General features: G+C 52.4%; 25 protein-coding genes. 10 read left to right on the top strand and 15 right to left on the bottom strand.

Features of this window, described 5'->3' with window-relative positions:
* Positions 1–211 precede the first annotated feature (211 nt).
* Positions 212–790 carry a Uma2 family endonuclease gene (locus L2Y54_RS20495; RefSeq protein WP_236498677.1) on the bottom strand — a complete coding sequence of 193 codons (579 nt, stop codon included), beginning with the start codon at positions 788–790 and terminating at the stop codon, positions 212–214.
* 69 nt (positions 791–859) lie between these two features.
* Positions 860–2,332: a Fic family protein gene (locus L2Y54_RS20490; RefSeq protein ID WP_236498675.1), complete on the bottom strand. Its 1,473-nt coding sequence runs from the start codon at positions 2,330–2,332 to the stop codon at positions 860–862.
* A 681-nt stretch (positions 2,333–3,013) separates the two neighbouring features.
* On the opposite strand from L2Y54_RS20490, the gene L2Y54_RS20485 reads away from it, so the two are divergent.
* The 3 genes from L2Y54_RS20485 to L2Y54_RS20475 are packed head-to-tail and all read left to right on the top strand — an operon-like array spanning position 3,014 to position 6,985.
* Positions 3,014–4,090: an ABC transporter permease gene (locus L2Y54_RS20485; RefSeq protein ID WP_236498673.1), complete on the top strand. Its 1,077-nt coding sequence runs from the start codon at positions 3,014–3,016 to the stop codon at positions 4,088–4,090.
* Positions 4,083–5,273, top strand: a complete 1,191-nt coding sequence (locus tag L2Y54_RS20480) for an ABC transporter permease (protein WP_236498672.1) — start codon at positions 4,083–4,085, stop codon at positions 5,271–5,273. Before L2Y54_RS20485 ends, L2Y54_RS20480 begins: the two co-directional genes overlap by 8 nt.
* Positions 5,270–6,985, top strand: coding sequence for an ABC transporter ATP-binding protein (locus tag L2Y54_RS20475; protein ID WP_236498670.1), 1,716 nt, complete (start codon positions 5,270–5,272; stop codon positions 6,983–6,985). Before L2Y54_RS20480 ends, L2Y54_RS20475 begins: the two co-directional genes overlap by 4 nt.
* Before the next feature lie 6 nt (positions 6,986–6,991).
* On the opposite strand, the gene L2Y54_RS20470 is transcribed toward L2Y54_RS20475, so the two are convergent.
* From L2Y54_RS20470 to ftsY, 4 genes are all read right to left on the bottom strand, one after another.
* The gene (locus L2Y54_RS20470) at positions 6,992–7,210 is read right to left on the bottom strand and encodes a hypothetical protein (RefSeq protein WP_236498668.1); all 219 of its coding nucleotides are present in this window, start codon (positions 7,208–7,210) and stop codon (positions 6,992–6,994) included.
* 116 nt (positions 7,211–7,326) lie between these two features.
* Positions 7,327–8,316: a permease-like cell division protein FtsX gene (ftsX, locus tag L2Y54_RS20465; RefSeq protein WP_236498666.1), complete on the bottom strand. Its 990-nt coding sequence runs from the start codon at positions 8,314–8,316 to the stop codon at positions 7,327–7,329.
* Positions 8,316–8,960, bottom strand: a complete 645-nt coding sequence (gene ftsE / locus L2Y54_RS20460) for a cell division ATP-binding protein FtsE (protein WP_236498664.1) — start codon at positions 8,958–8,960, stop codon at positions 8,316–8,318. The genes ftsX and ftsE overlap by 1 nt, the downstream gene beginning before the upstream one ends.
* A gap of 5 nt (positions 8,961–8,965) precedes the next feature.
* Positions 8,966–9,967: a signal recognition particle-docking protein FtsY gene (gene ftsY, locus L2Y54_RS20455; RefSeq protein ID WP_236498662.1), complete on the bottom strand. Its 1,002-nt coding sequence runs from the start codon at positions 9,965–9,967 to the stop codon at positions 8,966–8,968.
* Positions 9,968–10,092: 125 nt separating this feature from the next.
* Between ftsY and L2Y54_RS20450 the strand changes: the two genes are divergently transcribed.
* From L2Y54_RS20450 to L2Y54_RS20435, 4 genes are all read left to right on the top strand, one after another.
* Positions 10,093–11,433: a M16 family metallopeptidase gene (locus L2Y54_RS20450; RefSeq protein WP_236498659.1), complete on the top strand. Its 1,341-nt coding sequence runs from the start codon at positions 10,093–10,095 to the stop codon at positions 11,431–11,433.
* A 4-nt stretch (positions 11,434–11,437) separates the two neighbouring features.
* Positions 11,438–12,751: a M16 family metallopeptidase gene (locus L2Y54_RS20445; protein ID WP_236498657.1), complete on the top strand. Its 1,314-nt coding sequence runs from the start codon at positions 11,438–11,440 to the stop codon at positions 12,749–12,751.
* Positions 12,741–13,289, top strand: a complete 549-nt coding sequence (rsmD, locus tag L2Y54_RS20440; protein ID WP_236498656.1) for a 16S rRNA (guanine(966)-N(2))-methyltransferase RsmD — start codon at positions 12,741–12,743, stop codon at positions 13,287–13,289. The genes L2Y54_RS20445 and rsmD overlap by 11 nt, the downstream gene beginning before the upstream one ends.
* Positions 13,290–13,439: 150 nt before the next feature.
* Positions 13,440–13,967: a C40 family peptidase gene (locus L2Y54_RS20435; protein WP_236498655.1), complete on the top strand. Its 528-nt coding sequence runs from the start codon at positions 13,440–13,442 to the stop codon at positions 13,965–13,967.
* Here L2Y54_RS20435 and hrpB read toward each other — a convergent pair whose 3' ends face one another.
* Positions 13,968–16,571: an ATP-dependent helicase HrpB gene (gene hrpB / locus L2Y54_RS20430; protein ID WP_236498653.1), complete on the bottom strand. Its 2,604-nt coding sequence runs from the start codon at positions 16,569–16,571 to the stop codon at positions 13,968–13,970.
* A 38-nt stretch (positions 16,572–16,609) separates the two neighbouring features.
* On the opposite strand from hrpB, the gene L2Y54_RS20425 reads away from it, so the two are divergent.
* On the top strand, positions 16,610–17,305 hold the full coding sequence (locus tag L2Y54_RS20425; protein WP_236498651.1) for a P-loop NTPase family protein: 696 nt from the start codon (positions 16,610–16,612) through the stop codon (positions 17,303–17,305).
* 97 nt (positions 17,306–17,402) lie between these two features.
* Here the strand turns inward: L2Y54_RS20425 and L2Y54_RS20420 are convergent, their stop codons facing one another.
* The 6 genes from L2Y54_RS20420 to L2Y54_RS20395 all read right to left on the bottom strand — a co-directional run bounded on the left by L2Y54_RS20420 (position 17,403) and on the right by L2Y54_RS20395 (position 21,969).
* Positions 17,403–18,854, bottom strand: a complete 1,452-nt coding sequence (locus tag L2Y54_RS20420; protein ID WP_236498649.1) for a TrkH family potassium uptake protein — start codon at positions 18,852–18,854, stop codon at positions 17,403–17,405.
* Positions 18,848–19,549: a response regulator gene (locus L2Y54_RS20415; RefSeq protein ID WP_236498647.1), complete on the bottom strand. Its 702-nt coding sequence runs from the start codon at positions 19,547–19,549 to the stop codon at positions 18,848–18,850. Before L2Y54_RS20415 ends, L2Y54_RS20420 begins: the two co-directional genes overlap by 7 nt.
* Positions 19,549–20,586, bottom strand: coding sequence for a sensor histidine kinase (locus L2Y54_RS20410; protein ID WP_236498646.1), 1,038 nt, complete (start codon positions 20,584–20,586; stop codon positions 19,549–19,551). Before L2Y54_RS20410 ends, L2Y54_RS20415 begins: the two co-directional genes overlap by 1 nt.
* A 182-nt stretch (positions 20,587–20,768) precedes the next feature.
* The gene (locus L2Y54_RS20405; protein WP_236498644.1) at positions 20,769–21,245 is read right to left on the bottom strand and encodes a Fic family protein; all 477 of its coding nucleotides are present in this window, start codon (positions 21,243–21,245) and stop codon (positions 20,769–20,771) included.
* A 44-nt stretch (positions 21,246–21,289) separates the two neighbouring features.
* Complete coding sequence (locus L2Y54_RS20400; RefSeq protein WP_236498642.1) at positions 21,290–21,664, bottom strand: toxin-antitoxin system TumE family protein; 375 nt, start codon at positions 21,662–21,664, stop codon at positions 21,290–21,292.
* Complete coding sequence (locus L2Y54_RS20395) at positions 21,661–21,969, bottom strand: hypothetical protein (RefSeq protein WP_236498640.1); 309 nt, start codon at positions 21,967–21,969, stop codon at positions 21,661–21,663. Before L2Y54_RS20395 ends, L2Y54_RS20400 begins: the two co-directional genes overlap by 4 nt.
* Positions 21,970–22,282: 313 nt before the next feature.
* Between L2Y54_RS20395 and L2Y54_RS20390 the strand changes: the two genes are divergently transcribed.
* Positions 22,283–22,660: an HVO_A0114 family putative DNA-binding protein gene (locus tag L2Y54_RS20390; RefSeq protein ID WP_236498638.1), complete on the top strand. Its 378-nt coding sequence runs from the start codon at positions 22,283–22,285 to the stop codon at positions 22,658–22,660.
* Positions 22,661–22,729: 69 nt separating this feature from the next.
* A complete protein-coding gene (locus L2Y54_RS20385) occupies positions 22,730–24,079 on the top strand; it encodes a flavin monoamine oxidase family protein (protein WP_236498637.1) in 1,350 nt (449 codons plus the stop codon).
* A 40-nt stretch (positions 24,080–24,119) separates the two neighbouring features.
* Here L2Y54_RS20385 and L2Y54_RS20380 read toward each other — a convergent pair whose 3' ends face one another.
* Together L2Y54_RS20380 and L2Y54_RS20375 are read right to left on the bottom strand one after the other, a co-directional pair.
* Complete coding sequence (locus L2Y54_RS20380) at positions 24,120–24,635, bottom strand: TlpA family protein disulfide reductase (protein WP_236498635.1); 516 nt, start codon at positions 24,633–24,635, stop codon at positions 24,120–24,122.
* A gap of 37 nt (positions 24,636–24,672) precedes the next feature.
* Positions 24,673–25,233 carry a hypothetical protein gene (locus tag L2Y54_RS20375; protein WP_236498633.1) on the bottom strand — a complete coding sequence of 187 codons (561 nt, stop codon included), beginning with the start codon at positions 25,231–25,233 and terminating at the stop codon, positions 24,673–24,675.
* Positions 25,234–25,235 lie beyond the last annotated feature (2 nt).

The raw sequence follows: 25,235 nt of genomic DNA, 5'->3' as shown, positions 1-25,235 counted from the left end.
CAAACCGCTCCAACCCATCCTCCACCTCTGTAGCAGGCTTGAATCTCACATCCGCAATCAATTCATCCACATCCATGAGTGTTTATCTGTTGGTGGTGAAGTGGGGCTTCGACTACGCTCAGCCCACGGATGCCTCGCGGTAGTTCGCGAGTCCACCACTTACCCGCGCCCTGAGCCTGTCGAAGGGGAGTCGAAGGGCAAGACAAGTGCTTTAAGTCTGCTTCTCACTCAGCAAAAAACCATACAAATCATTCACTGCTATCTCCAGCCCAACCGATTCGAGCATGAGGTTTTGCCCACCCACATAACGCTCCACCTGCCACTCTGTGCGTTTGCGGTACATTTCAATGGCTGGAAAATCTTGCGAACACAACACATATTCTTGCAAGGAAGGCAGTAATGTATACGCGGTCAATTTCTCGGTGCGATCTGTCCGCGCCGTGCTCTCAGACAAGACTTCAACAATCAAACAAGGCGAACTGTTGTAATATTTATCCGTTTCATCCTCACAGGTCACTTGCACATCTGGGTAGTAAAAGTGATCTTCTCGTAGCGAGCGGATGCCAACTTTCATGTCAGTCTGAAATACTTCGCAGTGCCCGCCATCTAGGTGATTGAATAAACGTGCAAAGAAACTTCCAGCAACACGGTTATGATTCCTGCTTGCCCCTGCCATCGCATAAGTCTGCCCGTTGACGTATTCATACCGTATGCCATCAGAGCGGTCATTTTCCCCTAACAAGTATTCTTCCGGGGAAATGTAAGTAACTTTAGGTAATGCGCTCATCATTGCTATCCTGTTATCCACGATGCTGTGAGGTTAGCAGGGCAGGGGAAGGGCTGCAAATAGCGTTTCGGCTTAGTCATTTCCAAACTGGAAAGCTTGTCGAACCACTGTCTCCACTTCATCCAACACACTATCGGGCAAATGTGCATACTGCTTGCGCCGATGTTTCGAGAGATCTCCGCCATTGCCCCAAGCCATCCGCACCAATGCTGCTATGTCTTTCTTCGGCAAATCAAAACGCTGCTCCAGCGCAGTGGTGGCTTGATCATAGCCATCGAGCCAAGCCATTTCCTGAGGCATTTCGACTTCAATCGCTTGCTGCAACATCTGATGCAGAAAGGCCACTTCACGGTCGGCATTAAAAAAACGGTAGCTGCGGCTATCCGCTGCTTTAAGGATGTAAGGCTCAATCTCTGCCCGTCGATAATCCCAAAGCCTTGTGATCGGCTGCGAAAACCCCGTCAGTACTTCATGGTAAGCCGGGATATTTTGCATAATCACCGCCGAAACCGGCACAATCATATCGGCGGGTAGCTGCGGGTGTCGTGCCAATACCTGATGAAACATAAAACGGTGTAAGCGCCCATTGCCATCCATAAACGGGTGCAGGTAAACAAACCCAAACGCCGCGCAAGCTGCCTGCACCAGTATATCAACGCCGCGTTGGCTATCATTGGTAAACGTTTCCCAACCTTGCATTAAGTGCTGTAACACAGCGGGCGGTGGGGGGAAATACGTAACCCTGCCCAAACTGTTTTCCAGCCAGTTTTGTCGCCAGCGGTAACTGGCTTCCTGACTATACACATCCCGTACCACGGCATTTTGCAAAATGACCAGATCATCTTCTGTCAGTTGCGGGTATTCATGCACCCGTTGCAATAACTGCACAAACCGTTCTTCTTTCTGGGCGCTGGGTGTCTCTTTCTCAATGGCAAAACTGCTACGGGTTTCCGACAGATACAGATAATGGATAGCCCGTTGATAAACCGCTGCCGAATGCCCTTGGTAAAACAGTTGATGTGCTTGCGCTAACAAACTTTCCAATGTTGCCTTGCCAGCCAGCACATCCCGCCTAACAGTGGGGCAAAACTGAGCATTTCCTAGGGCATTATTGGTGATTCGATAGGTTTTGTGTCGCTCCCCATGTTGGGCAGTAAAATAAATGTCGTTGGGAAACAGATCGATGTATTTACCCGTCGGTGTCGTGGGCGCATCCAGCGAATCCCCGCGTAACCATTCCCACAAAAAACACAAACGTCGGATGCTTTCCCCATTGGGTGTTTGGGCGAGGCGGTTCAATAGCTCAGCGGGTTGGATATGCTCAAATGCTGCATCAATCACTTCCAGATTAATGCCTTCATGCTTGATGGCAAACTCCAGGTGTCCCAGTGGCGTATCCTGCAACGCGACACCGTGCGGAAACAGCAACTTCCCCTGAGCTTCAATACGTTGGCTGACTGTTCCCGATACTTGTGCAACCGGTGAGACGGGTTTGACAGCTAACGTTAACTGCTCTACTAAGTATGCGTAACCGACTAAACTCATGCTCAAATCCGAAAAATCTTCAGTGAATCTGAAATTTTATCAGAAACAACTATTTTTGGCGTTTTTATTTGAGTTTAGTTCAGAGGGGCTGGCATAATCAGCCGATAAATCCCCACTACCCGTGAGTTACGGTGGATAATGTCATCATCGGCAATCGGTGACTGTGCGGTATTCAGTTGCGCTACCTTCATTCACGGGGTACAGGGCTTCGACTTCGCTCAGCCCACGGAGTTCGTGAGTCCACCACTTACCCGCGCCCTGAGCGCAAAAGAAACCCCTCCTAACCTCCCCTTATCAGGGGAGGTTAGGAGGGGACACCTTCTCCTTTTTCGTCTCCTTGAGCTGCTGCTCCAAATCACGGTTCTGACCGAGGACAGCAGCCTTCTTTACCGATATACAGCAAAAAAAGACGAATATGCCAGCGCTAAACGCGCTAAACGCGCTAAACGCGCTAAACGCGCTAAACGCGCTAAACGCGCTAAACGCGCTAAACGCGCTAAACGCGCTAAACGCGCTACCGCCCTGCCTTGTCATGGTCGGCATCGGTAAGCGCTGTTAATTTAGATATACCATGGCTTAATGCGCTGCGACGATTATGCCTGTGATGGCGGTCACATACTAGACGATTGTAGAGGGGTTGTGTACTCTGAACCCTTCCACCACCAGTCAGGATAAAAGAACTTGCTAACATACCTCCTGCGCCGTTTACTCTTGATGATCCCCACGCTGTTGGGGATCACGATTGTCGTGTTTACCGTCATGGCACTTTCCCCCGGTGGCATTACCGCGCAATCGCTGGTCGGCGGTGCGGATATGAACCCGCAGGAAAAAGCCGCGCTGACTGCCTATTACAACCAGCGTTATGGCCTCGATCAACCCGCGCCACTCCAGTATTTACGTTGGCTCAACAATGTTTCCCCGATTGGTTTTACCCAAGATGCGGAAGGCGCATTCACCGGCTTTTCCTTCACCAAAGGCATGGATCTGGGCAATAGCTTTATGTATGGGCGACCGGTCAGCGAGATTCTGGCGGAACGCATTCCCATTACCTTGCTGCTCAATTTGGTGAGTTTGCCGTTGATTTACGTGATTGCGATTGTGGTTGGGGTGAAAGCGGCGACGGATAGGGGCGGGCGCTTTGATATTGCCTCCGGTGTGTCGATGCTGGCGTTGTGGTCGATTCCGACCATGTTGGCGGGGGTGCTATTGCTGGGGTTTTTTGCTAATACGCAATATTTTCAGTGGTTTCCAACGGCGGGGATTTCCAGTCGTGCCGCGCAAGACATGCCGTTTTTGCCGCATATGTTAGGGGGAGAATTTGTCCCCGGTTACTTATTGGATCGCCTCTGGCATTTGGTATTGCCGGTCATTTGTTTGTCTTACGCCGGATTTGCGGGGTTGGCAAAACTCACGCGCACCTCGGTGTTGGAAAATCTGCAAGCCGATTATGCCCGCACTGCACGCGCCAAAGGGCTGGCGGAAGAGGAGGTGTTGTGGAAACACGTGTTCCGCAATAGCCTGTTGCCGTTGATTACCGTCTCCGCCGGGTTATTGCCAAGCTTATTGGCGGGGTCGCTGATTGTGGAAAACATTTTCAGTATTAATGGCATGGGGCAATTGGCCGTCGAGGCGGTGAAAGGGCGTGACCGCGAATTGGTGCTGTCGATTACTTGGATCAGCGGTTTTTTGACCCTGATTGGCTATTTGATTGCCGATTTTTGTTACACGTTGGTGGATCCGAGGGTGTCGTATGACTAAAATAAGCGCACAGGCGGTCAGCCGCGAATCGTTTTCCCGACGTATTTGGCTAAAAACTTGGCAGGGTGTCGGGGTGAAACTCGGCTTTGCGTGGGTGGGGGTGTTGATTTTCATGGGGGTATTTGCACCATTCTTAGCCAACTCCATGCCCTTGCTAATGAGCAAAGACGGGGTGTTGTCTGCGCCGGTATTGGCGTATTTAACGGCGGAAGATGCCTTGGTGTTGGCAATGTTTGCGCTGGCGCTGCTGTTGGCGTGGTTGCCCTTGAGTGGCGGCAAGCGGGTAGTGCTGTTCATTGCCGGAACTTTGCTGGCAGCATTGTTAGCCAATTGGCTGGTAAAACCGCCAGCGGTGAAAATTTACGACGAATTCCGCACTCCTGCGTACACCGAGGTCGATTGGCGCATTATGCCGCCTGTGCCTTACGCGCCCACCGATTATTTGCGCGATTACCCCGAACACGGTTTGGAAGCGCCGTTAGCTTCCACCGAGCGCTTTCATTTGATGGGAACGGAGGAAAATGGTGCGGATGTGTTCAGTCGTATGATTCACGCGTCGCGCATTGCCTTGAGTATTGGGCTGATTGCGACCGGCATTGCGCTGGTGATCGGGGTGATTCTGGGCGGGTTAATGGGCTATTTTTCTGGCGTGGTGGATATGCTCGGAATGCGTTTGGTGGAAATTTTTGAGGCGATTCCTACGCTGTTTTTGCTGCTGACGTTTGTGGCGTTTTTTGGGCGCAGTTTGTACATGATGATGATTATTATCGGTCTGACCAGTTGGTCGGGGTATGCGCGTTATGTGCGTGCCGAGTTCCTCAAATTGCGCCAGCAAGAGTATGTGCAAGCGGCGGTTGCGAGTGGTCTGCCCTTGACCTCGATTTTGTTCCGCCACATGTTGCCGAATGGGGTCGCACCCTTGCTGGTCGCGGTGAGTTTTGGGGTGGCGTCGGCGATTTTGGCGGAAGCGACCTTGAGTTTCTTGGGGTTAGGGTTGGTTGGCGAGCCGTCTTGGGGGCAAATGTTGGATCAGGCGGTGAAATCGTCCACCTTCAATTGGTGGATGGCGGCATTCCCCGGTGGCGCGATTTTCTTCACGGTGTTTGCGTACAATCTGATTGGGGAAGCCTTCCGCGATGCGATTGATCCGAAATTGTCGCGCAAGGCGGGGGTAGGGGCATGACTGTGGGTATGAATGAGGATCTGGCGGGGGTAAGGGCGGTTCACGAACCGCCCCTACTGGAGATTCGCAACCTGCGTACTTATTTGCAGAGTGATGGGCGCACCGTGAAAGCGGTCGATGATGTGAGTTTTAGCATCCCCAAAGGCGAAACGTTTTGTTTGGTCGGCGAATCGGGCAGTGGCAAGTCGATTACGGCGTTGTCGGTGATGCGCTTATTGCCGCAGGATATTGCTTCGCACCCCGGCGGCGAAATCCTGTTTAATGGGCAGGATATTCTTACCCAACCCGAAACGGCATTGCAGCACATTCGCGGTTCGCAAATTGCGATGATTTTCCAAGAGCCGATGACCTCGCTTAACCCGGTATTTTCGGTGGGCGAACAGATTACCGAAGCCTTGCAATTGCACCACCCGTCGATGAGCGAGGCGGATGCGATAGAACGGGCAATGTTAGCGCTGGAACAGGTGCAAATCCCCAAGGCACGTGAACGTTTCCGTGATTTTCCGCACCAATTGTCCGGCGGGCAACGCCAACGGGTGATGATTGCAATGGCGCTTGCGTGCGAACCGGAATTGCTGATTGCCGACGAACCGACCACCGCGCTGGATGTGACTGTACAGGCTGAAATTTTGCGCCTGCTGCGCCAACTGCAAGACGATACCGGCATGAGCACGCTGTTTATCACCCACGATTTCGGCGTGGTCGCACAAATGGCGCAACAAGTCGGCGTGATGCAGCAAGGGCGCTTGGTGGAAGTCGGTAGTACGGCGCAAGTGTTGCGTCAGCCGCAACACGCTTACACGCGGCAATTGCTCGCGGCAGTGCCGGAGAATTTAGCTCGCCGTCGATCCAGTAGGCCGGACTTTAGTCCGACAATTTCCGTCATAAATCATGTAGAAGATGTCGGACTGAAGTCCGACCTACCTCTCCTCTCCATCCGCCACCTAAACGTCTGGTTCCCTATCAAAAAAGGCATTCTGCGCCGCACGGTTGACCATGTACGCGCCGTCGATGATGTCTCTCTCGATATTCCGCAAGGGCAAATCGTGGCATTGGTGGGTGAATCCGGTTGCGGCAAAACCACCTTGGGGCGGGCGGTATTACAGTTAGAAAAGCCGACTTCCGGCAGTATTCAGCTTCACGGGCAGGAATTGGTCGGCTTATCGGCGCGGGAATTACGCCCCCTGCGCCCGAAAATGCAGATTGCCTTCCAAGATCCGCAATCGTCGCTGAATCCGCGTTTGCTGATCGAAACCACCTTAACTGAGCCGCTGAAAGCCCACGGCATCGGCGCAAACCATGAGGAACGCATCGAACGTGCCGCGCAGATTCTGGAGGATATGCAGCTTCCGCGTGACACGTTGTGGCGTTACCCGCACGAATTTTCCGGCGGGCAACGTCAGCGGATTGGTTTGGCGCGTGCTTTGGTGTTGAACCCCGAATTCATCGTCTGTGATGAAATTACCAGCGCATTGGATGTGTCCGTGCAAGCGGAAATCTTGCAATTGCTGCTAAAAATCCGTGCGGAACATAACCTGACCTTGCTGTTTATTACGCACAATATCGGGGTGGTGGAATACTTAAGCGATCAAACGGTGGTGATGTACAAAGGCAAGATTGTGGAGCGGGGGACTACCGCTGCGGTATGCGGTAATCCCCAAGATGCGTACACACAGAAGCTGTTGCAGGCTGTGCCACGCTTGCTCAATTGATGGGGATCAATCCTTCTTCCAGAATTTCTCGCCGCAATCCTGACACCAGAATTTGTGTTGGCGGGTAATGAGTTTTTCATACCAAGTGCGGCGCACTGCCATGACGTAGGCGCTGCGGCAACTGGGGCAACCCATGCGGCTTTGTTTTAGCCAATCAAAATGGTGTTTTTGCGAAAATGGACGCGGTGGTGATGTAATCACTAACGCTTTGGATGTACTTAACATAAAACAAGCCCTTTAACACTCAGAACAATATTCATACAGCGTTAAGGTAAGCCAAGTTGATATAAAAATCAACCTTAACTGTAATTAATGTTTTTTATTATTAATTTATCATTATTTTATTTAATGGCATCATCACTTTGCCATAAATAACGCCCGACAGCTAACCATGAGCCGATAACGCCTAACACGCTGCTGGCGAGTAGAATTTTCAGGGTCATCAGCACATCAATACCACTGAGGATAAACGTGCTGCCATACAAACTGGCGAGTTTAGTCACCGGTTCGACCAGGAATAACAGCGCGACGTGGACAATGACCAAGCTTAGTACGCCGCCAAACAATCCCAGCCAGATACCATTGTAAATAAAGGGGCGGCGGATATAGGCATTGGTGGCACCGATCAATTGCGTGACGCGGATTTCTTCCTTGCGGTTTTCTATATCGAGCCGGATGGTGTTACCGACCACCAGCAGCACGGTTAGCCCCAGCAAGATAGCAACCACCAGCACAATGCGTTCGGCAATGCGTAAAATCCCGCGCAGGCGTTGCACCCATTCCACGTCAATTTGCACATCATCGACTTCGGGGTAGGCTTTGAGTTTTTTGGATAAACCTGCCACATCCATTTCCAAATCGCCGAGCAGACTGAGGCGCGGGGTCAAAATCAGTACATGGGGCAAGGGGTTTTCATCCAACGTTTCCAGCGTTTGGGCAAAGCCGGTGATTTTGCGGAAATCTGCCAGCGCTTCCTCGCGTGTGACCACCCGTACATTATCGATTTCGCGCAATTCAGACAGCAATTCCGCACGGTCTTTGGCTTGCTGTTCGGATACCGATTGTTTGAGGAAGAGCGTAATCGTGGGGACTTCGCGCTTATCTGCCGTCAAGGTTTGCATGTTTTTCAGCAGTAAATGCAAGCTGGTGGGCAAGGATAAGGCAATCGCAATCGCCGCCAGCGTGATCCACGTGGAGATAGGGTTGAACCACAGGCGTTCCATGCTGAAGTGGATGGCACTGGATTGCTGATTCCACCAAGCGCTCAACGGGTTAGCGCTGGAGGCTGCATTGCGTTTTGGGGGAGTTTTCTTATTGCTGGGGTTCGCCATTAGTCCACCTTTTGTAAGACGATGGTGCGTTTTTTCATGCGTTCCACCAAGGCGTGGTCGTGGCTGGCAATCATGACCGTGGCACCGAGTTCGTTGAATTGCGCAAAGGTAAACATAATGTCTTGCGCGAGTTCCGGGTCGAGGTTGCCGGTGGGTTCGTCCGCCAGAATGATGGTGGGTTTATTGACCATCGCACGAGCAATGCCAACCCGTTGTTTTTCCCCGGCGGAAAGCATCAGGGGAAAGGTAGTGTCGCGCCCGGTTAGCCCGACTTTATCCAGCGCGGCTTGCACGCGGCGGCGGGTTTCGCTTTGCCCCATACCGGCAATCCGCAAGGGCAGGGCGATATTGTCGAACACGGTGCGGTCGTACAATAAGTGGGGGTCTTGGAAAATGAATCCAATGCGACGGCGGTAGTTGGGGATTTGGCTACGCCCCAATTTGCTCAAGGAACGCCCACCGATCAGCACTTCGCCTTTGCTGGGGCGTTCGAGCATCGCGACCAGTTTCAATAAAGTACTTTTGCCTGCACCGGAATGCCCGGTGATGAATACCATTTCACCGGCTTCCAGCGTCAGGTTGATATTGTAAAGGGCGAGTTGCCCCGTGGGGTATTTCTTACTAACCTGTTTGAATTCAATCATGTGGCTCAGTCGTTTCCGGCGAGCAGGGCGCTGGTGAATTCATACGCATCAAATTCTTGCAAGTCGTCGATGCTTTCACCCACGCCAATAAAGCGTACCGGAATGTTAAGTTGTTGGGCAATCGCGAACAGAATCCCGCCTTTGGCAGTTCCGTCCAGTTTTGTGACGGTGATTCCCGTCAGCCCCAATGCTTCGTTGAATTGTTTGGCTTGTACCAAAGCATTTTGACCAATGCTGGCATCCACAATCAGCATGATTTCATGCGGTGCAGTGCCGTCGAATTTCTGAATAACCCGTTTGACCTTTTTCAGCTCATCCATCAAATTGGTTTGAGTGTGCAAGCGTCCGGCAGTATCCGCCAGCAATACGTCGATTTTACGCGCTTTGGCGGCTTGAAACGCATCGAAAATCACCGACGCGGAATCCGCACCACTGCCTTGCGCAATCACCGGAATATTATTGCGTTCGCCCCAGACGGTGAGCTGCTCCACGGCGGCAGCACGGAAAGTGTCACCCGCCGCTAACATCACCGATTTGCCGTCTTGTTGGAATTTTTTCGCCAGTTTGCCAATCGTGGTGGTTTTACCCGCGCCATTGATGCCGACCATGAGCAACACAAAGGGCTGGTGTGAGCCGTCGATTTCCAAGGGTTGTGCGGCAGGGCGCAGAATGCGGTGCATTTTATTGTAGAGCGCTTGCATCAGCGCATCCATATCCGCAAGTTCCGCGCGTTTCACGCGGCTGGTAAGGTCGCTCATGATTTCGCGGGTCGCTTCCATGCCGACGTCGGCGGTAAGTAAGCGCGTTTCCAGCTCCTCCAGCACATCGTCGTCGATTTGCTTTTTGCCAACCACCAGCGTTTCCATTCCCTCGGTAAGGGCATGGCTGGTTTTTGACAGACCGCGCTTTAACCGCGCAAACAAACCTTCCGCTGGGGCAGGGGCTTGAGGAACTACCGTGGTGGCATCAGGTAATTCCGGCTTTTTTTTCTTTCCGAATCCAAACATCGTACAATGACCGTCCAGCTTTATTATCGTCAGGTGCGAGAATGCGAAGAATACTACCATTTGCCAGACAAAACCGTAATATCAAAACAATTCTAGCGGTTTCTGTCATATTTTCAGGTTTTTTTGTGTCCACAGCGCACGCCATTGAGCGGGTAAAGGTAGAAGTACCCGTCCACGAATACAAGCTGGATAACGGTTTGAAGGTACTGGTGAAACAGGATAAGCGTGCGCCGATTGCCGTGGTGCAATTGTGGTACAAAGTGGGGTCGAGCTATGAACCGAACGGTTCGACAGGGGTTTCCCACGTGCTGGAACACATGATGTTTAAGGGTACAGAAAAATACCCCACCGGCGAATTCAATCGCATCATCGCGGAAAACGGTGCGGAAGATAATGCATTCACCGGGCAAGACTACACCGCTTATTATCAAGTGATTGCTGCCGATCGGCTGGAAGTCGCGTTTGACTTGGAATCGGATCGGGTGCGTAACCTCACGTTACCGCCTGCCGAATTCAAAAAAGAACTCGAAGTGGTCAAAGAAGAGCGCCGCTGGCGTACCGACGATAAACCCACGTCCTTGACCCGTGAGCAATTCGAGGGGGTAGCTTTCCTCAATAGCCCCTACAAAAACCCGGTCATCGGTTGGATGGCAGATTTGGACGCCATGCAAGTTGAAGACCTGCGAGCCTGGTATGAACGCTGGTACGCGCCCAATAATGCCACGCTGGTGGTCGTCGGTGATGTTGAGCCAGAAAAAGTGCTAGAACTGGCGAAAAAATATTATGGTCCACTCAAACCGACGGAAAACATTCCTCCACCTAAACCGCAAACCGAAGTCGAGCAAAAAGGCTTGCGCACCATTAAGGTGAAAGCGCCTGCCGAACTGCCGTACATTCTGATGGGTTACAAAGTCCCCGCCATGGTCAATGCCAAGGAAAAATGGGAGCCGTATGCGCTGGAAATGTTAGCCAGTATTTTAGATGGCGGTAACAGTTCGCGCTTATCCAAAGAACTGATTCGTGGCAAAGAAATCGCCTCCAGCGCCAGCGCTTGGTACAGCGGGTTTGGGCGCTTGCCGGATTTATTCAGCTTAAGCGGAATGCCGACCAAAGGCGAAAAACTCGAAACGGTGAAAGCTGCCTTATTGGAACAGGTGGAAAAACTCCGCAACGAACCAGTGACTGCTGAGGAGTTGTCGCGGGTCAAAGCCCAAGTGATTGCCAGTGAAATCTACGAGCGCGATTCCCAACAAAATCAGGCGAATGTGTTGGGTTCATTGGAAACCGTGGGTTTGGGTTACAAGCTGGCGGATGAATACGTGGATAATATTCTGGCGATTACCCCGGAACAAATTCAGGCAGTGGCGAAAAAATACCTGATCGAAGATTCACTCACGATTGCGGAACTTGATCCGCAACCCATTGACCCGAATAAGCCGAAAAACGCGCCACGCTTTGAGAGATAACTCCATGTTAAAAACTATTATTGTAGCGCCGTTGGTGCTGTTATTTGCCCTGTTTACCGCGCAGGTAGCAGCCGCCCCGAAGATTGAACATTGGACAACTGCCAATGGCTTGCGGGTGTATTACGTCCCCGCGCCGGAATTGCCGATGTTGGATATGCGCCTGATTTTTGCAGCCGGTAGCGCCCGCGATGGCGATAAACCGGGCTTGGCAATGCTGACCAATAGCATGTTGGATAAAGGCGCGGCGGGTTTGAGTGAAGACCAACTCGCCGAGCAGTTTGAAGCCATTGGTGCGGTGTTTTCTTCCAGCACTTCCAGCGACATGGGCTGGGCAGGTTTGCGCACCATTACCTTGGAAAAAGAGCAACAAGCGGCACTGGATTTGTGGTTGAAAGTGGTGTCGAAACCCGATTTTCCGCAAAAAGATTTCGAGCGGGTGCAAAAGCTGACCCTAGTGGGTTTGCAAGCTGAAAAACAAGACCCCGCCAGCCTTGGCAGCAAAGCGTTTTACCAAGCGTTGTACGGCGATCACCCGTATGGTCAGCCCGAAAACGGCACGGAAGACAGTGTGCAAGCGTTGAAAGTCGAGAATTTGAAAGCGTTTTACCAACAGCATTACGTAGCAAAAAATGGTTTGCTGGCGATTGTGGGCGCGGTAGACCGTGCGCAAGCCGAAGCTTTGGCGGAAAAAGTGTCGGGAGCATTGCCGGAAGGAGAAGCAGCCGCTGCGTTGCCTGAGGTTAAGCCACTCACTGAGGCGAAAACCGTGAAGATTCCTTACCCGTCCGCGCAGGCGCACATTTTGGTGGGGCAGATCGGTAATAAGCGTGGCGATGAGGACTTTTTCACCCTGTACATGGGCAATCAGGTGTTGGGCGGCAGTGGTTTTACCTCACGTTTGATGAAGGAAATCCGCAATGATCGGGGTTTGAGTTACAGCGTGTACAGTTATTTTGCACCCTTGGCGCAGCTTGGGGTGTTTCAAATAGGCTTGCAAACCAAGTTGGAACAAACCGATGAAGCCGTGAAGGTGGTGGGTGATGTGTTGGGTAAATTCCAGCAAGAAGGCCCGACGGCTGAAGAACTGGAAGCATCCAAAAAAGACGTGAGTGGCGGTTTCCCCTTGCGTACCGCGAATAATAGCCAGATTGTCGAATACATCGGCATGATCGGTTTTTACCAATTGCCATTGGATTATTTGGATACCTTTACCACTAAGGTGAATGCCTTGACGCGGGAACAAATTACCGAAGCGTTTACTCGTCGTATCCAGCCCGACAAAATGGTGACGGTGATTGTGGGCGGTGATGAAAAATAACCTATTGCGCATTATTGGGGGCGAATGGCGCAGTCGCCAGTTACGTTTTGCCGATGTACCCGGTTTGCGCCCAACCCCGGATCGGGTGCGCGAAACCTTGTTCAATTGGTTGCAACTGCAAATACCGGGGGCGCGTTGCCTCGACTTGTTTGCAGGCAGTGGTGCATTAGGTTTGGAGGCTTTGTCACGGGGGGCGAGTGAGGTGGTGATGGTGGAAAAGCATCCGGCTGCTGCCAAAGCCTTGCGTGACAATATTGCGTTGTTGGGGGCGCAACACGCGCAGTTGGTACACGATGATGCCTTGCGGTTTCTGCAACGGGAAACACAGGGTTTTGATTTGATTTTCCTTGATCCCCCCTTCCGTAAAAACTTATTGGAACCCGTGCTGGAGATCGTGCTGGCAAAATCTTTGTTGCAACCGGGGGGCATGATCTATCTGGAACACGAGTCTGATGCCAGGATTGACTTCAGCCGTTTCAACTTAAACATCCATCGCGAAACCCAAGCGGGGCAGGTAAAAAGTTTCTTGCTAATTTAATCATATTTGTTCAGCAAAGATTCAGGTTCTGACCTAGACTTTTTATTGTTAAGTGAGGGATGTATTGTAAGCCGCTTAGGGGGAATATTAGGTTTTCCCCCTAACCTTACGAGTATAAAGGTTGTGTGGTGTTGAGTGGAGGATGCCTATATGTCTGGTGTCATAATGCAAGGATTTGCAGTGTTGTTGGTGTGTGCTTCGGTTGGTTGTAGTGCGGTGTCTGAATCGCCGAAAGTAGCGAGTGTGGCGCAAATTCCGGTGGTACAGCAGCAACCAGCGGTGAGTTTGCTGGATAAAGTCGTGTGGAATGCGCAAAAGCAGCAGGGCAAAATGTACCGCTGGGGCGGCACGAGTCCGGCAACCGGTTTTGATTGTAGCGGTTTGACGCAATACGCCTTCAAAAACGGCGCACAAGTAGCCATTCCGCGCACTGCTGCTGAGCAATACGCTGCTGCTGTCAAAGTTCCTAAAGCGCAAAGTCAGAAAGGCGATTTGGTATTTTTCAATACCAGCGGCAAGCGCATAAGCCACGTGGGGATTTATCTGGGCAACGACAAATTTGTCCATGCGCCACGTAAGGGCAGGGCGATTGCCACCGATGAGCTGAAAGGCTATTGGTCGAATCGCTTGATTGGGTTTGGGCGCATTCCCGGCGCGTGTAAACCGAGTTACTCCTGATTACAGCAGCCGCTTGACCTTGCGCGTCGCCATTGCCTGCAATGGGTCATCCGGCCACGGGTGCTTAGGGTAACGTCCTTTCATGTCTTTTTTCACCTCGTGGTAAGACGTGCGCCAGAATCCTGCCAAATCCTGCGTAATCTGCAATGGTCTGCCCGCCGGAGACAGCAGATGCACCAGCAGCGCGACCCTGCCATTGGCAATGGTCGGGGTTTGTTGGCAACCAAACATTTCCTGCAATTTCACCGCGAGTACCGGCGGCGCTTGGCTGTAGTCGATGGCAATGTCATGCCCCGAAGGCACGTCCAAGCGTTTGGGAGCAAGTTGCTCCAAACGCTGTTGCCTTTCCCACGGCAACAGGTTGCTGAGGATGCTGGTCAAATCGAGCTTTTTGAAATCCGCCAATACATTCACCCCCTCCAGATACGGCGCAAGCCAATCTTCCAGCGTTGCCAGCAAGTTGGCACGGCTGACATCAGGCCAGAGCTGTTCGGGGTCTACGCTGCGTAACAGATTCACCCGTGCGCACCATTGTTCCTGTTCCGTTTGCCAAGGCAGCACATCCAGCCCTTGTTTGCGGATGAAACCAATCAGCGCGGCACTTTTGGCTTCACTTGGTACGGCTTGCAGGGCTTTGCGTTGTAATACCAATGCACCGATTTTTTGCTGGGCTTCTGCGATGAAACGCCCCGCTTTATTGTCCCATTCCACTACGGTTTGCGTGCGCACTTGATCCGCCAATGCGCTCGCAAACAGCTTGTCATCCAACGCGGCGGCGGAGCGGATGGTGTCGCTGCTTTTGCCCGCCATGTTGCTGACTTCGGCAATCGCCAGCCACGCCTGATTGCCCAGCGCGTGTTTGTCGGGCAGATCAGCACTGCGTCCGTTGGCTAGTTGGTAGCCGCCGGAATGCCGCCGTCGGGCAATACGGTCGGGGTAGGCGCAAGCCAACAAGTAGCCATTGATGGACGAAGAAACCCCTCCCGGCCTCCCCTTATCAGGGGAGGAGCTTGACCGGACTCCGAATTCTTGTCCCTCCCCTGATAAGGGGAGGTTAGGAGGGGTTTCTTTAAACTGGTTTGCCAGTTGCCGGGTACGTTGTAACCAGCCTTGCTGCTGGGGCGGGCATTTGGCTTTGCCTGCCAGTATTTCCAGCGCTTGGCTAATGTCAGGATTGTCTTGGCTGAACGGATTACGCTCGGAAAGCAGGCTGGCAAGGTTAGCCGCAGCGTTCAGGTGTCCGGCTTGTGCGCCACAAATCAGCAGGTGTGCAAGGCGCGGATGCACGGGCAGATTGCACATGACTTGCCCGTGTGCAGTCAGTACCGTGGCTTTGCCCTTGCGTTGAATCGCGCCGAGCGTTTCCAGCAAATCCAGCGCCTGTTGCCACAGACCGGAAGGCGGCACATCCAGCCAGTGCAATTCTGTTGGATCATCCACCCCCCATTGCAACAATTGCAAGGCGAGTGGGGCGAGATCGGCGCGTAAGATTTCGGGCGTATTGTGCGCGGCAAGTTGTTCTTGTTGGCTTTCCGTCCACAGTCGGTAGCACACACCGGGGGCAAGTCGGCCTGCACGTCCGGCGCGTTGGGTGCTGGATGCGCGGGAAATGCGCGTGGTGTGCAAGCCGGTCATGCCCGTACCGGGATCGAAACGGGCTTCACGCACCAGCCCGGAATCGACCACCACATCCACGCCTTCGATGGTCAGGCTGGTTTCAGCAATGTTGGTTGCCAGCACCACTTTGCGTTCGCCAGCACTTGAATCTGTGAGCGGCGCAATGGCTTGTTGCTGTTCGTCCAGCGTGAGATTGCCGTACATCGGGCGTAAATGCACGCCGCGAATTTTGCGTTCCACCAGCCATGCGCCGAGTGCTTCGGTGGTGCGGTGGATTTCGCCTTGACCGGGCAAGAAGGCGAGGATGCTGCTGTCAGGGTTGTCGGTTAAGGCTTGGCGCAAGGTGGCAACCATGCGCTCAACGATACGCTCATTGGGTTTGGCGGCTTGCCCGTAGCGGATGTTTACCGGGTAAGTGCGACCTTCGCTGCGTACTACTGGCGCATCATCCAGTAGATTGGCAATCGCAACGCTATCCAAGGTGGCGGACATGATCAGTAATTTCAGCGGATGGCTATCGTCGCGGAACAGTTCGCGCCCTTTCAAACACAAGCTGAGGGCGAGGTCGGAATCCAAATTGCGTTCGTGGAATTCGTCGAAAATCACCAAGCCAACGCCATCCAGCGACGGGTCTTGCTGCAACTGGCGGGTGAGGATGCCTTCGGTAATGACTTCGATGCGGGTTTGGCGGCTGGTTTTGTTGTCGAGGCGCATTCGGTAGCCGACAGTTTGCCCGGTGCTTTCGTTCAGCAGGCTTGCCATGCGGTGCGCGGCATTTTTGGCGGCAATGCGGCGCGGTTCGAGCATGAGGATTTTTTTGCCCACAAGCCACGGCTCATTCAGTAAAGCCAGAGGCACGCGGGTGGTTTTGCCAGCGCCGGGTGGGGCTTCTAGCACGACTTCGTGGCGTTCACGCAGGGCTTGTTTGAGAGCGTCGAGGACGGCATCAATGGGAAGAGTTAGTTCGAGCTGGCTTGAATGTTGCATAATACGCATCTTAACCACCAGCAATCATGGAGACAATAATGGGTAGGGTACATTTCATTGGCGGCGAAAAAGGCGGCGTTGGCAAATCACTGACCGCACGTCTATTGGCACAATATTTCATCGACAACGCCACGCCGTTTACGGGCTTCGATTCCGACCAGTCACACGGCACATTTTCTCGATTTTACAAGGACTTCGCCTCGCCGCTGCGCGTGGATGATTACGAAAGTCTGGATAATATTATTACTATCGCCGAAACGTTGCCGGAACATGACCTCATTATCGACCTTGCCGCGCAAACTTCGGCACGCTTGGGGCAGTGGATTGCGGAAAGCGACGTATTCGGCATTTTCACCGAAATGGGGCATAAAGTATTCATCTGGCACGTGATGGATGACGGTGTAGATGCCATGAGCCTGCTGGACAAAACGCTGGATAGCTACCCACAGCAAGACATTCAGTTCATTGTGGTGCAAAACATGGGGCGCGGTGAAAACTTCGAGGCATTCGAGCGTTCACCGATTTTCCAGAAAGCGCAACAACGCAATGCGTATTGCATGACATTGGGCAAATTGCACGCCAAATTGGTGCAGAAAGTCGATTTCAACGACCTGAGTTTCTGGGCGGCGGCAAATAACCGCGACCTGATGAATACGCCGGAACGTCAGCGGCTGCGGGTGTGGCTGGAAAATGCCTACACGCAATTCGACCATTTCCTCAAACACGATGATTAAGCCCAACGCCCGATAAATAGCTTCGTACAGGCAAGTTCGGCAATGCTCATCGCGTACCCTTAACCAATTTGCAGACGCGCATCGGCAATAATGCCATTCAATAACGCCAGAACGCAGGCAACAACAACGCAAACACCGTCAGGTATTCCAGCCGCCCGATAATCATGGCGGCGGAAAGCATCCAGATCCCCGCGTCACTGACCGGTTGGAAGTTACTACTGACTACGCCAAACCCCGGCCCCAGCACATTGATGCAGGCGGCCACGGCGGTAAACGCTGACCAGGCATCCAAGCCCGTCATCATCAGCAGCAAGGTGAATACCACGCTGCTGGTTGCCGCTAAAAATAGGAAAGCCATGATCGCATTGAGTACTGCATCACTCACCACTTCACCGTTGTAGTGAATTGGCAGCATGGCATGGGGGTGAATTGCCCGTTGCAGCAAATGCTGAAATAACTTTACGACTACAATGTTGCGGATAAACTTATTGCCTCCCGCTGTTGACCCTGCGCAGCCCCCCAGATAAGCCACCGTCACCAGAAATAAATCGGTTCCCGGTGGCCAGCTTGTCAAATCAGCCCCGGTAAATCCCGTGCTGGTGATGAAAGTCGTGACCTCAAAAAAGGCAAATCCCAGTGCATCGCCGATACCATAACGCCCTTGCGCCCATAACCACCCGGCGAGTCCCAGCGACAACAAGGTAACAGTGATCAGGAATACCCGCGCTTCTTCATTGTGCCAGTACACCTTGGGTTTGCCGGAGTACAAAAAGCTGAAATGTAGCGCAAAATTGAGCGCTCCCAGCAGCATAAAAACATTGCTGATAGCCAGCAGCCAATGGCTTTCGTAAAACCACATGCCACTGTCATGCGTTGAAAATCCCCCGGTTGAAACGGTGGAAAAACTGTGTGCTACCGCGTCGTAAAACGTCATCCCACCTAGGTAATACGCCAGCGCACACAAGACCGTGATCAGCCCGTATACCAGCCACAAGTAATGCGAGGTGTGCGCAATGCGCGGGGTAAGCTTGTCATCTTTGACCGGCCCCGGCGTTTCCGCCCGTAACAACCGCATCCCGCCCACGTTCAGCATTGGCAGCACCGCTACCACGAAAATCACCACACCCAGCCCGCCCATCCATTGCAAAAATTGGCGGTAAAGCAGAAAACTGGGAGACATACCATCCAGCCCAATCAAGATGCTTGCCCCCGTGGTGGTCAGGGCGCTGATGGATTCAAACACCGCATCGGTAAAACTGACCTGGGCAATCAGCATAATGGGCAGCCCACCCAACACGCCAGTGACGACCCATGTGAGGGTGGCAAACAATAAAGCATCGCGATACGACACCGTTTTCAGGCGGCGCTTCCACACCACCAAAAACATAACCAGTCCCACCAGAATCATCGGCAACGCGGATTCGACAAAGATCAGCATCAAGTCATCGTCAAACACCCAGCGGGATAACAGCCCAAAGCACAATTGCACCACGCCCATCCACAGCACCGGCACGGACAGCAGCAACAGGGTATTCGCCAGATTTAACATAGCGGCAAGGGGATAAACCGGTAGCCAATGCCCGGCTCAGTTAAAATATAAGTTGGGTCATCGGCATTATCCTGAAGCTTTTTCCGCAACTGGCTGACAAAAATGCGCAGGTAATGGGTATCTTCCACATGGCTTTTACCCCAGATGCTGGTGAGCAACTGTTGCTGCGTAATCAAACGCCCCGGATGCCGCGCCAACATCACCAGCAAGGCAAATTCCTTGCGGGATAAGGTCAGCAATTGCGCTTTATGCCACACCTGATGGTTGGGAATATCAATTTCCAACTCGTTGAAAACCAGCCGTGCCGGGGTGGTTTCCTCGCTGCTGCTCTCTTTTAAATCGCGCAATAACACCCGTACTCGCGCAATCAATTCGCGAATCCCAAACGGTTTGCTCAAATAATCGTTCGCGCCGCCTTCTAACAGTTTGACTTTTTCCTCTTCGGCATCGCGGGCGGTGAGTACCAATACCGGCAAATTGCTCCAAGAGCGCAAGGTTTGTAAGACCTTGAAACCGTCTTCATCCGGTAAGCCCAAATCGAGGATCACCAAATCAGGGCTTTCCAGCGCAATCATGTCGATACCTTGGCGGGCAGTGCTGGCTTCCAAATACGCAAACCCTTCCGCTTGCAAGGAAATGCGCATGAAACGCCGGATTTGCACTTCATCATCAATGAGCAAAATACGCTGTTGCATTAGGCTTGTTCCTCTGGGACGGCTGGTAAGCGGATGCGCACAGCAAACGGTGCATCCGGTGCGGTGGCAGGCAGCAGGTCGATGTGACCTTGATGCGCATGAATAATCCCAGCGGCAACCGTCAAGCCCAAGCCTGTACCGCCTTCGCCGCTATCCCCGCTGCGGGTGGAATAAAACGATTCAAACACTTTGTGGCGCAAGGTGTCGGGGATGCCAGCACCGTAATCCATCACGGTGATTTCTACCCAGGGGGCAGCAAAACGCAGTTTGAGGATGACGGCAGCACGGGAATATTTCAGAGCGTTGTCGACGAGGTTATACAGGGCTTGTGCCAGCAAGGATTCGCGTACCTTGACTTCGGGCAGGGGGGGCAGTACGTCCAGCCGGATTCTGGGGTTGTCCACCCGTTTCAGCACCTGTTGCACAATCGGCATGAGCGGCTGAATGGTGGTGGTGAAATTCATTGCGCCGTGTTGAATCTTAGTGGCTTGCAGCACGTTTTCGATGTAATGGTGCAGCCGATGGCTTTCCTCCAACGCGCCGCTGATTAATTCATCCTGTTCGGCGGCGGGCAACCGTTCGCGGTAGGCTTGCAAGGTACTCAATGTGCCAATAATGCTGGCGAGCGGGGTGCGCAGATCGTGGGAAACCGAGAGCAGAATGCTGGAACGCAGGCGGGTATGTTGCAATTCCGCCTGTTGCCGCCGGTACAACATCGCCAGTTGGCTGGTCAGCAGCGCAATCACCAGAAATACCAGCATACTCACGGTGTCTTCCACCTCGTGCATGTGCAAGGTGTAACGCGGTTCGGTGAAAAAGTAATTGAATGCCACTGCGCCAAACACCCCAGCGAGGATGGCGGAGGCGCGTTGCCCAATAAACGCCACCACGCCTACGCCCAGTTGCAGAATCAGCAACACGCCCAAGGGTGGCAAAAACCAGTTTCCCAATAACAGGGAAACCAGTAACGCCAATACCATGATCAACAAGGCAGCCAGATAATGGTATTTCTCTAACGCCTTAAACACTCTTTGCATGAACAACACCTGTCATGAACTTGTGTTACTAGGCTAGAGGGTGGGGGCGTAAAAAGACAATAGTGCTGTCAGGCAATGGCGTAAAGTTTACGTAAAGTTCCTTTCCTAACGGATGTTGCGGCTTAGTAGAAAATCGCCAGCCGCTGTTAAACATGCAGCAGCGCGGCAGTATTATTGGCAGTCTACGCCCCGCGCATAATCCGCAGCACCCGTTCATCCATGCACGAACGCATAAACGCATTCATCGCACTTTCATCCCCCGACGCATAAAACGCCAACATCAGCGTGTTGAATTCCAGTTGGCGTTTGGCGGGTAGGTTGATCGCGGGGTAGCCGTGTTGGAGCAAATGCCCGTTCATCATGAAACGCCCCATGCGCTTGTTCACGTCGTAGAAAAACGGGCAACGCGCCATCGTCAGGAAGAGGTGAATGGCTTGGTCGTAAATGTCGTCGATGTGGGCAAGGTCGGCAACCATTGCCTCGAAACGGGCGGGCAATTCGGCGACGGGTGGCGGCATGTAATCTGTTCCCGCGATGAATACGCCACCGGAACGGAAGCGTCCCCATTCTAATGCTTCTTCTTTGCCAGCAGCAGCGTGGAGGGCGCAGGCTTTTTCGGCAGAAACCACGAATTCGCCGCGTTCGAGCCAGCTAAACAATATTGGCACGACTGGGATAAGAATTCAGCAGATTATTTCCCTTATTAGTGATGTGTTCGCTGATACCCTGCAATTTCCATCAAAACATCCGCTAATGATGGTTCGCGGCTGTCACGGATAATTTCACCGTCATGCTTATGGTGCGGAAACGTCCCTACCTGCCGATGATGTGGCGCATTATCGTACCGAAAAATCATCGTTTGATTGGCATCCATGTATTGATACCGATACTTCACCTTACCTGCATGGTCAGTATTTTTGACTTCGGCAAAGTCTAATCTGTCGCCCCCATCAAACACGATAGAACCCGCAATATAGCCTTGCTTGTTGTTGTAAAGGGTTTTGCGGAGCGACAAGTTTTGCGTGTTCGGAACAGTTTGCAGCACTTGCTCGATTTGGGTGAAATAGGCTTCGATCATTGTAATGCCTGCAACTGCTGCTGGTTGTCGCGCAACATTTCATACAGCCCGGACCAGAGCATATAGTCTTCACTATCATCCACTTCACCCTGTTCAAACTGACCGTAGAACACATCAGATGGCATCTGGTATTGCTCTTCAAATTTCCTCAAATCCAGCCGCAAATTCAAGATACCCCGTTTCAACTCATGCACCTGAAAAGCGATGATGTTCTGGGCAAAAGTCTCCTGATCCGCGACTTGGGACATTAACAGGCGTAAACGTTGCGCTGTGGCAGGTTGTACGTTTAGCTCTAAATTTAACATGGTCATCGCCTCCGTTAGCAGATTTGCTGGGATAAGCATAATCCATAAAGACCGCCCGAACCAGCCGACAGATAACACCATCGTGACGCCAATTCCCCTCCACCTTGTTACCTCTGGCACACTCTGCCGCCACCCTGTCGTTTTCTGACAGCATTAACCGCAGCACTCAAAAGCGGGGGGTATTTATTTTTCCCGCATTATGTGAATCACAGGCTCTGTTCTGGTCAAATAAAATCAGAAAAATATGGTTCTTTACACCATAAAAGTGCCATGCCACCATGCCTTTATACAAGAGATTTAAGAGGGTAAACACATGAACCAAAACATTCTCACCATCAAAGTAGGTACAGGCATCCAGTCCTCACTCGCACTCGCCCAACAAATGTTAGAACGCCTTGAAGTCGGCGAAGAACCCGCCCCTTACTTCGGCGTAGGCTTCAAAAACGTCAGCCAAATGCTCAGTGTCTTCACCCCCAAGCGCTGGGATTTGCTGGCAGCGTTACGCGAACATGGCGCAATGAGCATTGCCGAACTTGCCCGCACCTTGCAACGTGATTACAAAAACGTCCACAACGACGTGGAACGCCTGATGGAATGGCTTGCCATCGAACGCGATGCCAACGGCAAAATCTTCACGCCCTACTCAGAAATCATAGTGGATGTGCATTTGCCCCAACAAAAAGCAGCGTGAGGAAGACTCTCAATGCATCCTTTATGGTGATTATTTAACCACGCCGTAAAAACTAAGGTAACAAGCCCCATGAGCCGAAGAAAATTTTTACACCTGATCGCCGCTCTATTGGCAAGCACTAGCGTTGCGCCGCTCACTGCCGCCCCCGCCAAACGCATTATCGTCGTCGGCGCAGGCATCGCCGGTCTAACTGCCGCACACACCCTACGTCAGCAAGGGCATTCCGTGACCGTTGTGGAAGCGCGTGACCGCTTGGGCGGGCGTTTATGGACAAGCAAACGCTGGCAACACATGCCCGTAGACCTCGGTGCAACCTGGATTCACGGCGCGAAAGACAATCCCTTATCCGCCTTGGCTGACCGCATCGGCGCAAAGCGTTTGATCACCCGTTACGCCGACACCACTACCTACAACACCGCAGGCAAACCCTTAAGCAACAGCGAAAGCCGCCAGTTGGAACAGTGGCAAGCGCGTATCGACAACGCCTTGGAAGCCGCACAAAATGCTGACACAGATCAGTCCGTACAAGCCGCTGTGGAAAAAGCACTGAACTGGAATAACCTGAAGGCAAACGAACGCCAACTCGTGCAATTCATCCTCAATAGCACCCTAGAGCAAGAATACGCAGGCGGCAGCCACGAACTTTCCGCCCACTGGTATGACGCAGCAGCGGCATTCAAAGGCGATGATGCGCTGTTCCCGGATGGCTATCAGGTCATCGTCGATCATCTGGCAAATGGGCTGAATGTGCAGTTGCAACACGTCGTGCAAACAGTCACATGGTCAGAACAACAGGTGACGGTGCAAACCAACCGTGGCATGTTTCAAGCCGATCACGCCATTATCACCTTGCCGCTGGGTGTGTTGAAAAGTGGGCAAGTCACCTTTTCCCCGCCTTTGCCTGCTCGCAAACAACAAGCCATTAATACGCTGGGAATGGGCACGTTAAACAAATGCTACCTGCAATTTCCCAGCGTTTTCTGGCCGGAAGATCAGGACTGGCTGGAACACATTCCCACCGAAGCAGGCGCATGGACAGAATGGGTCAGCCTAACGCGGGTAGCAGGCTGGCCGGTGTTGTTGGGTTTCAATGCGGCAGAACGTGGCAAGCGCATTGAGCAATGGACAGACCCGCAAATCGTGGCTGATGCCATGCAAACCCTGCGCAAACTGTTCGGGGCTGACATCCCTGCGCCGCTCGATTACCAGATTACCCGCTGGAATACCGACCCGTATGCGCGGGGCGCGTATTCTTTTAACAGCGTGGGTTCAACGCTAGCCATGCGCGACCATTTGGCGGAAAGTCTGGGCAAGACGGTGTTGTTTGCTGGGGAAGCCACTGAACGTAAGCATTTCAGCAGTGTGCATGGGGCATACCTATCGGGTTTGCGGGCAGCTCGGCAGATTGATAATCCCTGATGGTGTTGCGCCTATAACTCATCTGTCCTGTTTGCCATCCTCATTTGTTGTTGGGTGGCAGCCCAGACAAAACCTTGCTGACAATATCAGGATGGTCAAACTCACGCCCACCCACCGCACGGTAAATCACTTTGCCTTCAGCATTCACGACATAGGTTGTTGGCAGGCTACGCGCCTTCCAGCGTTTCATCGCACTGGAATCCTTATCCAATAACACCGCGAAAGTTGGTATCACATCGAGACCGTTAATGAATGGAAAGACCGTATCCGTGTCTTCACCCACATTGACGGCAATAACTTCCACATTCTTGTCCTTGGTTTCCTGATACAGATTTTCCAAAGAGGCCATTTCGCGGCGGCAAGGCGGACACCACGTTGCCCAGAAATTAACAACAACGACTTTGCCTTTCATGGACTCAATGTCAACTATCTCGTCATCCATATCCGGTAGTTTTAATTCAGGAATGGCAAGTGGTGGATTAATTTCCGTCAAACTATGTGTCAGCGGCGGTGGATCTTCGGCATGAAGCACGGGGGCATGGACAATCAAGCACACGGCAAAACAAAGGCTCGTGAATAGACGACTGCTGCACTTATTTAACACAATTTACCTCATTTAGTGTCAATTGATAGGGTTTGCCCGCGATGTCCCAAATGATGGTTATAGCAAAGACACTGCCTGCTGGCAGACCAACGGATAACATGCCCTGATTCCAGTCACCTTTGGGTTCATACTCTTGTTCCTCAGGAATCTGGGCAAGATCAAACGCAAGCAGGGCTGCGGGTGTTGTTTGTTGTTGGGTGAATTCGGTTAACCACTCAGCATTGGTTTTGATCGTTTGGGATGCATCATTGGTTTTAACGTTCCAGCCACTGCGCACAAAGTGAATACGCTCTTCTGCATTATCGTTGCGCAAGATGGCTGTATAAACACAGGATTCCGCATAAGGCTTAATTTGCTCACTCGTGAAACCGCGCCCCAGATAAAAAGCATTGACCTGATCAGGTAACAGTTGTTGTAAGGAAAACGTCACGCCCTGCTCGGTCTTCTGGACGGTAGGTGTGGGGCTTACCTTAGCCTTAGCTTCTTCCGCGAGACTGGGTACTGCCAGAAACGCTATCATTGAAAATGTTAATGAAATTAGTTTTTTCACAA

Source organism: Thiothrix winogradskyi (assembly GCF_021650935.1).
In the GTDB taxonomy this organism is placed as follows: Bacteria; Pseudomonadota; Gammaproteobacteria; order Thiotrichales; family Thiotrichaceae; genus Thiothrix; species Thiothrix winogradskyi.
This window is presented reverse-complemented; position numbering and strand designations above follow the sequence as displayed.